The sequence below is a fragment of the Hymenobacter miniatus genome (assembly GCF_016427455.1).
Taxonomy (GTDB): Bacteria; Bacteroidota; Bacteroidia; order Cytophagales; family Hymenobacteraceae; genus Hymenobacter; species Hymenobacter armeniacus.
The window spans coordinates 693442-708244 of the sequence record NZ_JAELXR010000001.1; the positions used below are offsets into that span (position 1 = coordinate 693442).

General features: G+C 63.5%; 13 protein-coding genes. 4 read left to right on the forward strand and 9 right to left on the reverse strand.

The annotated features are described in order from the left end of the window. Positions 1-6 precede the first annotated feature (6 nt). The 6 genes from JAO73_RS03035 to JAO73_RS03060 all read right to left on the reverse strand — a co-directional run bounded on the left by JAO73_RS03035 (position 7) and on the right by JAO73_RS03060 (position 5839). Positions 7-492 (reverse strand): peptide deformylase, encoded by a 486-nt coding sequence (locus tag JAO73_RS03035; protein WP_190927044.1) that lies wholly within the window; start codon positions 490-492, stop codon positions 7-9. A 26-nt stretch (positions 493-518) separates the two neighbouring features. Further along, complete coding sequence (locus JAO73_RS03040; RefSeq protein ID WP_198975671.1) at positions 519-1031, reverse strand: GNAT family N-acetyltransferase; 513 nt, start codon at positions 1029-1031, stop codon at positions 519-521. Between the two features lie 37 nt (positions 1032-1068). Then, positions 1069-2640 (reverse strand): ABC transporter permease/substrate-binding protein, encoded by a 1572-nt coding sequence (locus JAO73_RS03045; RefSeq protein ID WP_198975672.1) that lies wholly within the window; start codon positions 2638-2640, stop codon positions 1069-1071. After that, positions 2628-3584 carry an ABC transporter ATP-binding protein gene (locus JAO73_RS03050; RefSeq protein ID WP_198975673.1) on the reverse strand — a complete coding sequence of 319 codons (957 nt, stop codon included), beginning with the start codon at positions 3582-3584 and terminating at the stop codon, positions 2628-2630. Before JAO73_RS03050 ends, JAO73_RS03045 begins: the two co-directional genes overlap by 13 nt. A 69-nt stretch (positions 3585-3653) precedes the next feature. Continuing rightward, complete coding sequence (locus JAO73_RS03055) at positions 3654-4007, reverse strand: ASCH/PUA domain-containing protein (RefSeq protein ID WP_198975674.1); 354 nt, start codon at positions 4005-4007, stop codon at positions 3654-3656. A gap of 395 nt (positions 4008-4402) precedes the next feature. Beyond that, positions 4403-5839: an amidohydrolase family protein gene (locus JAO73_RS03060; RefSeq protein ID WP_198975675.1), complete on the reverse strand. Its 1437-nt coding sequence runs from the start codon at positions 5837-5839 to the stop codon at positions 4403-4405. Between the two features lie 144 nt (positions 5840-5983). On the opposite strand from JAO73_RS03060, the gene JAO73_RS03065 reads away from it, so the two are divergent. Together JAO73_RS03065 and JAO73_RS03070 are read left to right on the forward strand one after the other, a co-directional pair. Continuing rightward, entirely contained in the window at positions 5984-6976 is a 993-nt protein-coding gene (locus JAO73_RS03065) for a DUF1028 domain-containing protein (protein ID WP_198975676.1), read from the forward strand. Positions 6977-7137: 161 nt separating this feature from the next. Next, positions 7138-8790: a M28 family peptidase gene (locus tag JAO73_RS03070; RefSeq protein ID WP_198975677.1), complete on the forward strand. Its 1653-nt coding sequence runs from the start codon at positions 7138-7140 to the stop codon at positions 8788-8790. Positions 8791-8934: 144 nt separating this feature from the next. On the opposite strand, the gene JAO73_RS03075 is transcribed toward JAO73_RS03070, so the two are convergent. Continuing rightward, positions 8935-9825 (reverse strand): pirin family protein, encoded by an 891-nt coding sequence (locus tag JAO73_RS03075; RefSeq protein ID WP_198975678.1) that lies wholly within the window; start codon positions 9823-9825, stop codon positions 8935-8937. Positions 9826-10126: 301 nt separating this feature from the next. Between JAO73_RS03075 and JAO73_RS03080 the strand changes: the two genes are divergently transcribed. Further along, positions 10127-11245 carry a glycoside hydrolase family 43 protein gene (locus tag JAO73_RS03080; RefSeq protein WP_198975679.1) on the forward strand — a complete coding sequence of 373 codons (1119 nt, stop codon included), beginning with the start codon at positions 10127-10129 and terminating at the stop codon, positions 11243-11245. 242 nt (positions 11246-11487) lie between these two features. Continuing rightward, positions 11488-11910, forward strand: coding sequence for a BrxA/BrxB family bacilliredoxin (locus JAO73_RS03085; protein WP_190927064.1), 423 nt, complete (start codon positions 11488-11490; stop codon positions 11908-11910). Between the two features lie 8 nt (positions 11911-11918). Here the strand turns inward: JAO73_RS03085 and JAO73_RS03090 are convergent, their stop codons facing one another. Both JAO73_RS03090 and JAO73_RS03095 read right to left on the reverse strand, forming a co-directional pair. Next, the gene (locus JAO73_RS03090) at positions 11919-12422 is read right to left on the reverse strand and encodes an EamA family transporter (protein ID WP_198975680.1); all 504 of its coding nucleotides are present in this window, start codon (positions 12420-12422) and stop codon (positions 11919-11921) included. 153 nt (positions 12423-12575) lie between these two features. Beyond that, positions 12576-14672 (reverse strand): M3 family metallopeptidase, encoded by a 2097-nt coding sequence (locus JAO73_RS03095; protein WP_198975681.1) that lies wholly within the window; start codon positions 14670-14672, stop codon positions 12576-12578. Between the last annotated feature and the right edge of the window lie 131 nt (positions 14673-14803).

Below are 14803 nucleotides of genomic sequence, written 5' to 3' on the forward strand. Positions count from 1 at the left end.
GCCGGGCTAGGGCCGCCAGCGAAACGACTGCGCATCGATGGCGCGCATGGTGCACAGCACGCCGTCGAGGTGGTCGCACTCGTGCTGCAGCAGCTCCGAGAGCGCGCCCTGCACCGGCCACACCTGTGGCTGCCAGTGCTCGTCGCGGTAGCGCACCGTGAGGGACTGGTGCCGCCGCACGCGCACCAGCAGGTTGGGAAAGCTCATGCAGTCGTCCCAGAGCTCAAACAGGTCGTCGCTGGCGTCGGTCAGCTCGGGGTTGAGCAGCACCAGGGGCCGGTCGAGGTTGAGGTACACCAGCCGCTTCATGATGCCGAGCTGCGGCGCCGCAATGCCCCGCCCGAAGCCGTACTTGGCGCGCACTTCGTTCATCACGTGGTGCAGGTCGGCCACCCAGCCGGCTACCCGCGGCAAGTCGGCTTCCGTCACGGGCTCGCACACCTCGTAGAGGCGCGGGTCGCCGAGCAGGACCATGTCGGCCAGGGTTTTCATGGCGAAGGATTTGGGTTGAGTCAGGCTTAAGTCAGTGGCTTTTCCAGCACCAGCAGCGTGAGGGGCTGTTTGGGAATGCCGAAGCGCGGGTCGGTCGGGAAGGCTTCGGTGGCACCGGTTTGGCGGTAGCCCTGGCGCTCGTAGTAGGCAATGAGCTCCGCACGGACGGAGATGACGGTCATCTTGCTCACGGTGCCGCCGTGCTGGCGGCCGTAGTCTTCGGCGGCCCGAATGAGGAACTTGCCCACGCCCTTGGTTTGGCCCTGCGGCTCCACGGCCAGCATGCCCAGGTACACTTTCTCGCCCGTGGCGTGGGCGTAGAAGCTGCCCAGTAGCTCCTCGGTTTCGTCCAGGCACATCAGAATGGCGGCACCGGGCACGGCCAGCATTTCGCGCAGGCCTTCCTCGTCAATGCGCTGGCCATCGAGCAGATGCGCCTCCGTGGTCCAGCCCTGGCGCGATGAGTCGCCGCGGTAGGCACGGTTCACAAGGCGGGCGAGGCGGGGTACGTCGGAAAGGGTCGCGGTGGCAAGTTTCATGGCACAAAAATACGGCGACCCATTTTCGGTGAAGGGTCTATTGCCGCAGAAAATGACCCAAATCCGACACGCTGGCAATGCCCAGCTGCCGGGCCTGCCGCTGCCGCATCAGCAGGGCATAGGTGTTGTTGAAGCCCAGCGGCGCCAGCCACTCCAGCTGGTAGCGTCGGCGGAATTCCCGGCGGACGTAGCCCAGCACCGCCGCCGGCTGGCCGCCCAGGGAGTCGACCACGGCCGGCGTGGGCTGCAGCAGCACCAGCAGGCCGGTGCCGGTGTATTCGGGGTAGAGGTCGATGGCGCCGGTGCGCAGCGCCTCGAAGCAGATGGTGGTGCCGCCCAGGCCGGTTTTGGTTTGCACGGCCAGGTCGGTGTAGCCGCGAATCAGGGCCGCGTACATCTCAATCAGGATGTATTGCTCGGCAAAAATCTTGGAGCCCAGGCGCACCACCGGGGCGCCCGGCGCGGCGGCCCGCGGCGCCCGCCACAAGCCCCGGCGCCGCAGGAAAGCCTCGGCAATGGCCTTGGGGTCCTGGTGCAGGTAGTCGGCCCGGTAGTTCAGGTTGGTCATGGCCGAGTCGGATATCAGGCCATTGAGGCGCGCCAGCACGGGCGCCAGCTCGGGGTGCTGCTGCAGCAGGGCCGGGCGCACCACCGGCACGGCGTAGTAGGGCGGAAACACGCGGCGGTCGTCGCGCAGCACCCGCAGGTCGTAGGCCCGGATGCGGCCGTCGGTGGAATAGCCGTCGATGACGTCGACCTCGGCGTGGCGGGCGGCTTCGTACACCAGCGCGGGGGCCAGCACCACGCTGGGCAGGCGCCGCAGGCCGTAGGTTTTGGTGAGGCTGGGCAGGCCATCGGCCCGGCCCACAAACTCGGGGCTGAACCCGGCCAGCAGCTTGCCGGTGGCGCGTGGCAGCAGGTAGAGCGCGCCCAGCAGCGGCAGCGCCACCAGCAGCCCCGTGCCCACCTGGCTCAGGCGGCGGGTGCTCAGCCGCTGCACGCCGCCCAGCAGCGCATCGAAAACCAGCGCCAGCCCGGCCGCCGGCAGTGCCCCGGCCAGAATCATGACCGGATTATTAAGCGCGATGCCCCCAAAAATGAATTCGCCCAACCCGCCGGCCGCCACGTAGGCGGCCAGCGTGGCCACGCCCACGTTTATCACCGTGGCCGTGCGGATGCCGGCCATGAGCACCGGCAAGGCCAGCGGCAGCTCTACCTGGCGCAGCACCTGCGCATCGGTCAGGCCCAGGCCGCGGGCGGCTTCGACCACGGCCGGCGGCACGCCCTGAATGCCCGCCAGCGTGTTGCGAATGATGGGCAGCAGCGAGTACAGAAACAGCGCGAAGATGGCCGGCTTCGGCCCGATGCCCAGCAGCGGAATCAGAAAGCCGAGCAGGGCAATGCTGGGCACCGTTTGGAGCACGCCGGCCAGGCCCAGCACGGCCGGCGCCCAGCGCGGCCGGCGCGACAGCCACAGCCCCAGCGGCACGCCCAGCAACACCCCCAGCAGCAGCGAGCCCGCCGTGAGGCCAATGTGCTGCAGCGTTTGCTCGCCCAGCTTACCAGCCTGCTCGCGCCAGAAAACGAACAGGGCGCTTAGCGTTTCCATGCGTCCTCCTCTCGTTGCACGGCTTCGCCGAAGGCCGCTATGAGCTGGGCCATGGTAAAGGAAGCGGCCGCCTGGTCGCCGGTGGTCAGGGCTGCCAGGGCCTCGTTTACCGTGGTGCTTGTGGTGAAGAATGTGCCGCTGGCCTGGCGCGTGTGGTTGGGAAATACGTCGCCCAAAGTCAGGGTGCGCAACTGCAAAGCCAGGCGTTCGGCCGCGAAAAAGCGGCGCACGAAGTCATTGGCGGGCCGAAACAGCAGCTCGCGCGGTGTGCCCAGCTGCTGCACCTGGCCGGCATCGAGCAGCATAATCTGGTCGGCCAGCTCGAAGGCTTCCGTCACGTCGTGCGTCACGAGTACCACGGTTTTGCGGCGCAGCTCCTCCAGCTCCCGAAACTCGCGCCGGATGCTGGCCCGCGTGATGGGGTCGAGGGCGCCAAAGGGCTCGTCGAGCAGCACAATGGGTGGGTCGGCGGCCAGGGCGCGGGCCAGGCCCACGCGCTGCTGCTGCCCGCCCGAAAGCTGGTGCGGGTACTGCCCGGCGTAGCGCGCGGGCGGCAGGTGCAGCCGGGCCAGCAGCGCCGTGGTGCGCTCGGCAATGGCGGCTGGCGCCTGGCCCAGCAGGCGCGGCACCACGGCCACGTTTTCGGCCACGGTGTAGTGCGGCAGCAGCCCCACCTGCTGAATGACGTAGCCCATGCCGCGCCGCAAGGCTTCGGGGCGTTGGTGCCGCACGTCCTGGCCGTTGATTTCGACGGTGCCGGCGTCGGGCTCAATCAGGCGGTTGAGCATTTTGAGCAGCGTGGTTTTGCCGCAGCCGCTAGGGCCCAGCAGCACCAGCGTGTGGCCCGCCGCCAGCTCAAACGACACCTCCCGCACCACGGCGTGCGCGCCAAAGTGCTTGCTAAGACTGGAAACGCGGATAACCGGGGGTAAGGAATCGGGCATACGGCAGCAAGGTAAACCCAGCGGGCCACCCAAAGTTGGGGCTGCTGCCCAGCGCCTCAAGGCCGCCGGCTACCAGAGCCGGATGTCGGTGATGCCGGCCGGAATGGGCGCCTGCTCGCTGAAGCCCAGCACGCACCAGTTGGGCTGCACGCCGAAGGCGCCGCCCTCCAGCACGTAGCTCACCCAGCGCGTGACGGTGCGGCCGGTGAATTGCCCGCTGTCGGGGTCGAATTCGCGCAGGATGAGCATGTCGCCGACCTGAAAGTTTCGGTCGTTTTCGCGCACATCAAACGGTTTGTTGCCGGCCTTGGCGGCGGCGAAGCACGAGGGCCAGGTTTTGAGCTCGTGGGTTTGGCGTTGGCCGGGGTTCTGGATTTGGAACTGCGGCACGAACGGCTCGGGAAAGGAAGTATGCGAAGTCATGGGATGGGTCGTTGGGAGGAAGCTGCCGGCAGGGAGGCCGCCGCATGGGCAGGCGTCGGTGGGGGACTTAGGCTTCGAAGGTGAAGGCTTGGTTTTCCTCAAGATAAGCAAAAAACCAGGCCAAGATGATTCAACGCGAAGGAAATCAGGATGGTTCCGGTCGAAAATATGCGGCTGGGCCGGCGCGGGCCCTGCCGCAATCAACGGCTTTGCCCGGTTTCGCAATCGATTGAACGGCCTGCGTTGAAGGTTTTTGCCAGAGCGGTAAGCGCGGCGCTGGGTCGGCTAAGTCGCCGTTTCGAGCGCTTCCATAAATTGATAAAAAACTGAGGAATTGGCAAAGCCGAACCTCAAAGATGCGTCCAATTATTGGCTAGCGGCATCCGGGCCTGCCGCTAGTTCAGCCCCACCTTGCCTTTCATCGACTCAAACAGCTTGACGGAATCGAACCCTACGCCGTTTTTGAACACGATTTCCATCTGCCGCACCTGCTGAATGTCCTTTTCTGGGTCGCCGTTGATGAGCACCAGGTCGGCCTGTTTGCCGGCCTCGATGGTGCCGATTTCCTTGTCGCGGCCCAGGTAGATGGCTCCGTTCAGCGTGCCGATTTTGACGGCCTGCACCGGCGTAAACCCTTCTTCGACCAGCAGTTCCAGCTGGCGGCGGTTGGAATACCCGGCAATGGTGCGCCCCGCGCCGGTGGGGTCGGTGCCGGCCACCAGCAGGCCGCCGGCGTCGTGAAACTGCTTTTCCCAGGCCATGTTCTTCTTAAAGAGCCGCACGCTGGCGGTGTCCTTTTGCTGGTTTTGCTGCCAGGTGGCCCGCTCGCGCTCCTGCAGCTGCGGAATCAGCGACTCCAGCCCGCCGCCCAGCACCACTTCGCGGCCGGTGTAGGGCTCAAACACGGTGAGCGTGGAAGTGAGGGCTACGTGCTTGCTGACCAGAAACTTGATGAGGCTGGCCATGTCCGGGCTGTTCTGTGGCAGGCGCAGCAGGCTCTGGCGGGCGGCGGGGTAGTCGCAGGCATCGGCGGCTTTGTTGGGCACAAAGTCGGAGCTGGCCATGAAGCCGTGCTCCAGGTTGTCGATGCCGATTTCGGCGGCCTCGCGGTAGCTGAGGGCGCAGAGGTGGCCCGTGACTTTGAGCTGGCGGGCGTGGGCCTCGCGCACCACGGCGGCCAGGTCGGCGCGGGTGGCGTGCATGTACATTTTGAACGACGTGCAACCCTTGTCGGCCCAAAACCTGGTGGTGGCCGCCGCGTCCTCGGGGCCTTTGATGGTGTTCAGGGCCGGAATGTCCATGGCCGGCTCCTCCATGTAGGGCGCGGTCACGTCCATGTCGGGCCCAATGAGCTTGCCCTCCGATATCAGCCGCTTGATGGCCAGGTCGGTTTGCGGCTCGATGCTGCCGGCCGTGCGGATGGTGGTGGCGCCCCCGGCCAGGTACAGCCGCGGGAAGGAGTACGGCATCTGGGCGATGTTGAAGTACGGGCCCGCCGGCATGGTGTAGTACAGGTGCTCGTGCAGCATCACCAGGCCCGGAATCAGCGTCTTGCCCGCGCAATTGATGACCTGCGCCCCAGCCGGCACTTTCACCTTTTTCGCGGGGCCCACCTGCGCGATGCGGCCATTCTGAAGCAGCACGGTTTGGTGGAGTTGGGCGGGTCGGCCGGTGCCGTCAATCACCTTCGCGTCGGTAAGGGCCACGGTGGGCGCGCTCACCTTAATGAACTCCTGCACCTGCGGGGTAAACTGCTGGGCCTGAGCCGAGGCACCAAGGACGCAAAACAGAGAAGCGGCGAGCAGGCGGCGGGAGCGTGCGAAAGGAGTCATAAGCTGAGGGAAGAATGCCGGCCCGTAGAGACGCATCTTTGCGCCCCGTCGGCCGAGCCGCAAAGTCGAGTCGTTCAACGACGAGACGCAAAGATGCGTCTCTACGGGCCGGCCCGTGTCCATCGTCTTTCTCAACCTCTTCCCATGCGCAATTTTCTACTCTTCTGCCTGACGCTGCTGCTCCTCTTTCATCGGTCCGCCGCGGCCCAGATGTATTCCACCGCCGACCCCTTTGCGCACACCTTCAGCATTGTGGCGCGCGACCCGGCCACCGGCGAAATGGCCGTGGCCGTGCAAAGCCACTGGTTTTCGGTGGGCACTTCCGTGAGCTGGGGCGAGGCCGGCGTGGGCGTGGTGGCCACCCAGTCGTTCACCAACAAGTCCTTCGGCCTGCGCGGGCTAGCGTTGCTGAAAAGCGGAAAATCGGCCCAGCAGGCGTTGGATGAACTGCTATCGAACGACGAAGGCCGCGACGTGCGCCAGGTTGCCATCCTCGACAACCAGGGCCGCGTGGCCACCCACACCGGCAAGAAGTGCGTCGACATGGCCGGCCATCAGCAGGGCAACCAGTTTTCGGTGCAGGCCAACATGATGCTCAACGCCACCGTGTGGCCCGCCATGGCCAAGGCCTACGAGCAAAACGCCCGGCTGCCCCTGGCCGAGCGGGTGCTGGCCGCGCTGGATGCCGCCCAGGCCGCGGGCGGCGACATCCGCGGCCGGCAGTCGGCGGCGCTGCTGGTGGTGCGCGGCACCGCCACCGAAGGCCCCTGGGCCGACCGCCTCGTGGACCTGCGCGTGGAAGACCACGCCGCCCCGCTCGTGGAGCTGCGCCGCCTACTCCGCCTGCAGCGCGCCTACGACCACATGAACGCCGGCGACCTGGCCGTGGAGAAAAACGACATGCCCACGGCCATCAACGAGTATCAGGCGGCCGAAAAGATGTTCCCGCAAAACCTGGAAATGAAGTACTGGCACGCCATCACGCTGGCCAACAAGCAGCAGGTGCCCGCCGCGCTGACCTTGCTGCGCCCCATTTTCAAGCAGGAGCCCAATTGGCGCACCCTCACCCAGCGCCTGCCCAAAGTGGGCCTGCTCACGGTGACCGATGCGGAGCTGAAGCAGATTCTGGCGCTGTAGAGACGCATATTTGCGTCTCAATCCTGAACGAGGTAGAGACGCAATATTTTGCGTTTCGTCGTCCGCGCCGTCTCAAGGATTGTCGGGTTTCGTTCGCACCGCGCAGGCACAAGTCGTTCAACGACGAGACGCAAGATATTGCGTCTCTATACCATTTATCCATGAAAAACTTTCTCTTAGTAAGCGCCGCCGCGGCTTTACTGTTCAGCACCAGCGTCCAGGCCCAGGCGCCCCTCACGGTGCCTACCCCCGTCAAGCAAGCCCTCGACCAGGTGCAGCCGGCCGACATCAAAGCCCACATTGCCTACCTAGCCGACGACAAGCTGCAGGGCCGCAAAGCCGGCACCCCCGGCTACCAAATGGCCGTCGACTACGTGACCAAGCAACTCAAGGACCTGGGCGCGCAGCCCGCCGGCGAGGGCGGTACCTACATCCAGAAAGTGCGCCTGCGCCGGGCGTTCCTGAAGGGCGACGCCACGTTTGCGGCTCGCGACGCCAATGGCACCGCCATGCCGCTCACGGCGGGCCAGGACTACGTGGTGTACCCCAGCCCCGAGCTGCTGGCCACCAGCGTCACGAACGCGCCGCTGGCCTTTGCCGGCTACGGCATCAGCGCGCCCGAGCTGGGCTACGACGACTACAAAGGCCTCGACGTGAAGGGCAAGATTGTGGTGATTGTGCGCGGCGCGCCGCGCACGTTTGCCTCCACCGTGGCCTCGGCCAGCCAGGATTTGGCGGGGCTGCTGAAAGCGGCCGTGCAGCACGGCGCCGTGGGCCTGATGCTGGCTTCGACCCACGCCACACCGTTGGCCAGCATCAAAACCGGAACCTACAGCGTGCTGGGACCCAATGGCAAAGTGGCCGTGTCGCGCACCTTTGCGGCGGGCAGCCAGCAGCAGTTCTATGGCGCCGTGAGCGCCGCCACGCTGCAGCGCTTCCTGCAAACGGCCGCCCTGGATACCGCGCAGGTGTTTGCGTCCATCAAGAGCGGCAAGCCGGCGTCGGCTGCTTTGAAAACCACCGTGACGGCCAGCGCGCAGTCGACTTATCAGGACATTGAGAGCTACAACGTGGTGGGCAAGTTCACCGGTTCCGATGCCAAGCTGAAGGACGAATACGTGGTGCATTCGGCGCACCTCGACCACCTGGGCATCACGGCACCCGTGAAAGGCGACTCCATCAACAACGGCGCCCACGACAATGCCTCGGGCGTGTCCTGCGTGCTCGAAATCGCCAAAATCTACTCCAAGCTGAAGGAGAAGCCGAAGCGCACGATGCTCTTCGTGTTCATGACCGGCGAGGAGCTGGGCCTGCTGGGCTCAGCGGCTTTCGCCGCCAACCCCACCGTGCCCAAGGCCAACATCGTGGCCGACGTGAACATGGACATGCCCACCCTCATTGCCCCGCTGCTGAGCGTGGTGGCGCTGGGCGCCCCGCATTCCACGCTCATCGAGCCGGTGAAAAAAGCTGCGGCCTACATGAAAGTAACCCTGGAGCAGGACCCCGAGCCCGAGCAAAACCGCTTCATCCGCAGCGACCAGTACAGCTTCGTAACGGCCGGCATCCCGGCCCTGCACATCAAATACGGCAACAAAACCGCTGACGGCAAAAACAACCTCAGCGAGGAAGTGCAGAAGTGGCGCGCCGTGACCTACCACAAGCCGCAGGACGACATCAACGGCCAGTTCGACTTTGAAGCCGGCAAAAAGTACGTGCAGCTCTGCTTCCTCATCGGCTACCAGGTGGCCAACAACCCCGCACGCCCCACTTGGAACAAAGGCGACTTCTTCGGCCAGCGCTACGGCAGCCGGTAAAGACAAGTAGCAGAACAAAATCAGAAAGGCCGTCATCTGAGCGAAGTCGAAGCATCTCTCCCGCGCAACTAATTTGATTTAGTACTGCAGTAGAGATGCTTCGACTTCGCTCAGCATGACGGCCTTATTTTATGTAATTTGGCTCTACTCGTCGTCCTCAAACTTGCCCATCGCGCCGCTCTCATAGTCGGCAATGGCCTGCACCAGCTCTTTGTTGGTGTTCATCACGAATGGCCCGTAGGTCGCCAGCGGCTCTTCAATGGGCTCGCCGGCCAGCACCAGTACGATGCTGTCTTCGGTGGCGGTGAGGTGGGCTTCCTCGGAGTCCCAACCCAGCACCACCAGCTGCTTGGTGGCCGCCGGGCGGTTGCCGTGCAGCAGCACGTCGCCCTTCACAATGTAGAGGCCCACGTTGTAGTCCTGCGGCAGCTTGAGCGTGAACTCGCTGCCTTTGGGCAGGTGCACGTCGAGCATGGTCAGGGGCGAGAAGGTGCTGGCAGGGCCGGTCACGCCCTCGTAGCTGCCCGCGATGACGCGGATGGTGCCCTGCCCGTCGGGCGTGGGCAGGGTTTTGATGGCCGAGGACGGGATGTCCTGGTAGTTGGCGGGCGCCATCTTGTCCTTCTTGGGCATGTTCACCCAGAGCTGCACCACTTCCAGCGTACCGCCGCGGCGGGTGAATTCCTTCTCGTACAGCTCCTCGTGCATGAGGCCGGCGCCGGCCGTCATCCACTGCACGTCGCCGGGGCCAATGTTGCCCTGATGGCCGGCCGTGTCGCGGTGGGCCAGCACGCCCTGGTACATCACGGTCACGGTTTCGAAGCCGCGGTGGGGGTGGGGCGGCGAGCCGAGCGGCGTCTCGCTGGGCGCAATGGCCATGGGCCCGATGTGGTCGATGAGCAGGAAGGGGCTGAGCTGGCGGATGCGCGGCCCCGGCATGGGACTGGTCACTTGAAAGCCGTCGCCGACGGCCTTCCGGTTGCCGTCAATCACCTGAAAGATTCTTCGAAACGTGGTGGCTTGTGCGGTGTCCATAAAAAGCGAGAAAAAGGAGAGGGGAAATGCCTGCTCAGGGCGGCCGTTTGGTAAAAGCGTTGGGCGTCAAAATAGTTATGCGCCGGCTTCTGCTAAACGCGCCAAGACCCGTTAGGTTTTGCCCGCCTATCACAAACGGTTGCGGTAGTTTTGGGCTAAAAAGCGTTATCAATCAGCTGGTTGCGGGCGCGGGTTGCGCTTCTATATTTACGCGTCAGTCGCTGGTAACGCCGGCCTGGCCACGGCGACCAATTCGTTTTTGACAGCCTTCGAAAACCTGCTTACACTCCAAAATTCCCTCATGCGCACTTCCTCCAAATCGCCGCGCCTGGCGCCCGTGCTGGCTGCTTCGCTGGCCCTGCTCGGCGCCTGCCAAAGCAACAGCTCCACCCAGGAAACCACCACCGCCTCCGACGCGCCCAAGGCCGACACCACGGCCGCCCCGGCCACCAAGCAGCCGCTGTCGCAGCCCCTCATCAGCAACATCTACACCGCCGACCCGTCGGCCCACCTCTTCGACGGTAAGATTTATATCTACCCCTCGCACGACATCGAGGCCGGAATTCCGGAAAACGACAAAGGCGACCATTTCGCCATGCGCGACTACCACATCCTGTCGATGGACAGCATCGGTGGCAAGGTGACGGACCACGGCGTGGGGCTCGACATCAAGGATATTCCCTGGGCCGGCCGCCAACTCTGGGCGCCCGACGCCGCCTTCAAGGCCGGCACCTACTACCTCTACTTCCCGGTGAAAGACAAGCAGGACGTCTTCCGCATCGGCGTGGCCACCAGCAAAACCCCGGCCGGCCCCTTCAAGGCCGACCCCGCGCCCATTGCCGGCAGCTTCAGCATCGACCCGGCCGTGTTTCAGGACACCGACGGCAGCGCCTACATGTATTTCGGCGGCCTCTGGGGTGGCCAGCTGCAGCGCTGGCAAAAAGGCACCTACGACGCCAACGCGCCCGAAAAAGAGCCCAGCACCGACGTGCCCGCCCTCAGCGCCCGCGTGGCCAAGCTCTCGGCCGACATGAAGCACTTCGACGGCCCCGTGAAAGAACTGGTCATCGTGGATGAAGCCGGCAAGCCGCTATTGGCCAGCGACACCAAGCGGCGCTTCTTTGAGGGCGGCTGGATGCATAAGTACCAAGGCAAATACTACTTCTCCTACTCCACCGGCGATACCCACCTGCTGGTGTACGCCACCAGCTCTACGCCCACCGGCCCCTTCACCTACCAGGGCGTCATCATGGAGCCCGTGCAGGGCTGGACCACCCACCACTCCATCGTGCCCATTAAGGACAAGTGGTACATTTTCTACCACGATACCCAGCTTTCGGGCAAAACCTGGCTGCGCAACATCAAAGTCACCGAGCTGAAGCGCCGCGCCGATGGCGGCATCGAGACGATAATACCGTAGGGCTTGGTGTGAGCCTCTAAAGCGTAACCAAGCCCGTCATGCAGAGCGCCAGCGAAGCATCTCGCGTGCAGGAGTAATCCAATCAACTGGTTTACTCCTGCACGCGAGATGCTTCGCTGGCGCTCTGCATGACGTTTTTTCATAGAGTGCTACAGCCCGAAACTTTCCGCCGCCCCTAATGCTTTAAGCATGCGTATTTTTGCATCCTCACGCGGCCCCGCCGCTTTTTAATTATCCAGACAATGGCAGTTTATCCCGAATACATGGTGGCGCCCATCCGCCAGGACCTCACCGAGGTTGGTTTTGAGCAGTTGATGACCCCCGAAGCAGTGGAGTCGGCCCTGGCCGACAAAGAAGGCACCGTGCTGGTGGCCGTGAACTCGGTGTGCGGTTGCGCCGCCGCCAAGGCCCGCCCGGCCCTGAAAATGGCCCTGGCCAGCGCCGACAAGAAGCCCGGCAAACTCGTGACCGTGTTTGCCGGCATGGAAACCGACGCCGTGGCCAAGATGCGCGAGCACCTGCTGCCGTACCCTCCTTCGTCGCCCTGCATCGCCCTGTTCAAAGACGGCGAGTTGGTGCACATGATTGAGCGCTACCACATCGAAGGCTCCGACGCCATGCGCATCGTCAACAACCTGCAAGGCGCTTTCGAAGAGTACTGCTAGTTTGCAATCTAAGCCGCTGGCTTGGATTCGTAGATGGTCGTCCCGGTTTCGGGGCGACCATTTTTTTTGCTATTGTCTTCGGGTTTTTCGGCCGGCTTGGCGAAGGCGATGAGCAGCGCCCCGCTGGCCATGAGCCCGGCGCCGAGCATCACCTGCCACGTGAGTTTTTCCTTCAGGAAAATGGCGGCCAATGTTACCGAAAACACCAAGGCCACGTTGGTGAGCGGCGAGACGCGCGAGGCATCGCCGATGGACAGGGCCCGGAAGGAAAGCAGCGAGGACGCGGCCGTGAGAATGCCAGCTGCAATGAGGAACATCCAGCTTTTGCGCTCAATCTTGCCCAGGTCGGGCAGCAGGTTTTCCCACAGCACCGTGCCCCACGACACAATGATTATCAGCACGGCCTGAATGGCAAACGCCAGGCTGGGCGGTACGTTTTTGATGCCTGCTTTCGACAAGGTGACCACAGTAGCCGACACCAACGCCGCCAGCAACGCAAATACAACCCACATATATAGTTCGCTAAGTATTTGCCAGGCAGCACGCTAGGCATTTAGGCAATACGCGGCGATGGGGCCAGAGTTCGGCAGGCTTCGCAGCCGGAAACAAAAAAGGCCGCTTGGGGAAGCGGCCTTTTTTGTTTGGAAGCATGCCTTCGTCGGGCTTTACAGCCCCAGCGACTTGAAGAAAGCGTCTTGGTTGGGCTCGCGGCCCAGGAAGTTTTTCACCAGGGTGTATTCCTCGTCGGTGCCGCCTTTGGCCAGGATGTAGTCGCGGTAGCGCAGGCCGGTTTTGCTGTCCATGATGCCGTTTTTCTCAAACACCGAGAACATGTCCTCGGCATATACCTTCGACCACATGTAGCCGTAGTAGCCCGCGCCGTAGCCGGTGAGGTGGCCGAAAGACGCCTGCATGTTGGTGCCGTCGAGGTAGGCGAAGGGCGTAATCTGGTTTTGCAGCTTTTTCAGCACGTCGGTGGTCGTCTCGGTGCCGTTCGGGTCGAACCGGTCGTGCAGGGTCATGTCCAGGGTGCCGTACAAAATCTGGTTCGAGGCGGCCAGGCCCGAGCCCACGTTGCGGGCCGTCCACATCTTGTCGTACAGCGGCTTGGGCAGCACTTCGCCGGTTTGGTAGTGCTTGGCGAAGGTCTTGAGGGCGTCGTAGTTCCAGGCCCAGTTTTCCAGGATTTGGGAAGGGGCTTCCACGAAGTCGCGCTTCACGCTGGTGCCCGACTGCGCCGACAACTCGGCCGTGGTCAGCAGGTTGTGCATCACGTGGCCAAACTCGTGGAAGAAGGTCACCACCTGGCCGTGGCTCATCAGGGCCGGCTTGCCGGGCGTGGGCGCGTTGAAGTTGCAGAGCAGCACGGCCGTGGGCAGCTGGTAGCCTTTGGCCGTGGCGCGGCCCGACTGCACGCCAAAGCAGGCCGCGTGGGTGTACTTGTTGTCGCGCGGGTACAGGTCGATGTAGAACCGCCCGATGAGCTTGCCGTCGCGCTGCACCTCAAACATGCGCGCGTCTTTGTGCCACACCGAAGGGTTCTTTACCTCGTTGAACTTCAAGGCGAACAACTGCTGCGTGGTGTTGAAAAGGCCATCCACCACGTGGTTCACCTCGAAGTATTCCTTCACTTTCTCCGCGTCGACCTGGTACTTGTTCTGCATCAGTAAGTTGCTGTAGAAAGACGTTTCCCAGGGCGCTATCGTCTTCACGTTCACGTCCTTCAGGTAGGCGCGCTTCACGGCCAGCAGCTCGTCGAGGTCCTGCTGGCTTTTCACCTTCACCCGGTCCACCAGCTTGGTTTCGAAAGCCCACACGGTTTCGGGGTTTTTCACCATGCGGCTGCTGGTTTGGTAGGCCGCGTAGGTTTTGTAACCCAGCAGCTGGGCTTTTTTCTGGCGCTCAATGAGCAGCTGCTTCAGCACGGGCAGGTTGGCTTCGGCCGCGCGGTTGTTGTAGAGCGTGTAGAGCTGCTTGCGCATGGGCTCCGACTCCGCGTATTTCATGAACGTGCCGTAGGAGGGCCCGTCCACGTTGATGCGGTAGGCCGCGCCCTCGCGCGGACGGCTCTTGACGTAATCGTTGGGCAAGCCTTTCATGTCGGCCTCGCTCACCAGCAAAAAGCTCCGGTCTTTGGCAATGTTGGCCCCGAAGGCCAAGCTCAGGTCGGCAATTTTGTCGTTGAGCTTTTGCAGTTCCTGGCGCTTCTCGGGCGTCAGGGCGAAGCCGTTGCGCTCGTACTCGTCCACGGTTTCGGTCAGGAACTTCCTGCGCGGGCCGGTCAGGGCCAGGGCTTCCGGGGTTTTCGAGTAATCCTTCACGGCCCGGTAGAGCTTTTCGTCCAGCTCCAGCTCGTTGCCATACTTGCTGATGAGGGCCAGGCTACGCTCGGCCTGGTTGCGCACCGCCGAATCGGGGCTGGCGTTGAACAGGATGCTGATGGGGCCGGCCACGCTGCCAAAGTTGTCGCTCATGGCATCCAGCGGCAGCATGGTGTTGGCGAAGGTGCGTTTGCCGGCCGGCACGTTGTAGATGGCCGTCAGGGCCGTTTTGGTGTTGGCAATGGCCAGGGTGGTGGCCTGCTGCACATCGGCCTTGGTGGCCTTGCTGAAGGCAATGGGCTGGTTGAAAGCCGGCATCAGCGGGTTGGCGGGGGCTTCGGGGGCAGCGGGCGGGCCGCTGGCGTGGGCCTCGAGTGCGCTCATGGAGAGCAGCGCCAGCGTGCCGCGCAAAACCGCCCGGCAAGAAAAAGAAGTCGTCATACTTTAAAGCAGAAAAGTTGAAATGTCTGGCAAGTTAACAGGCGGTTGATTTCAGCAGGTTGTTTATGGGCGCCTGTCATCCTGAGCGCAGCGAAGGACCTTATCACGCTCGCACCGGCTGAACCGCAGTA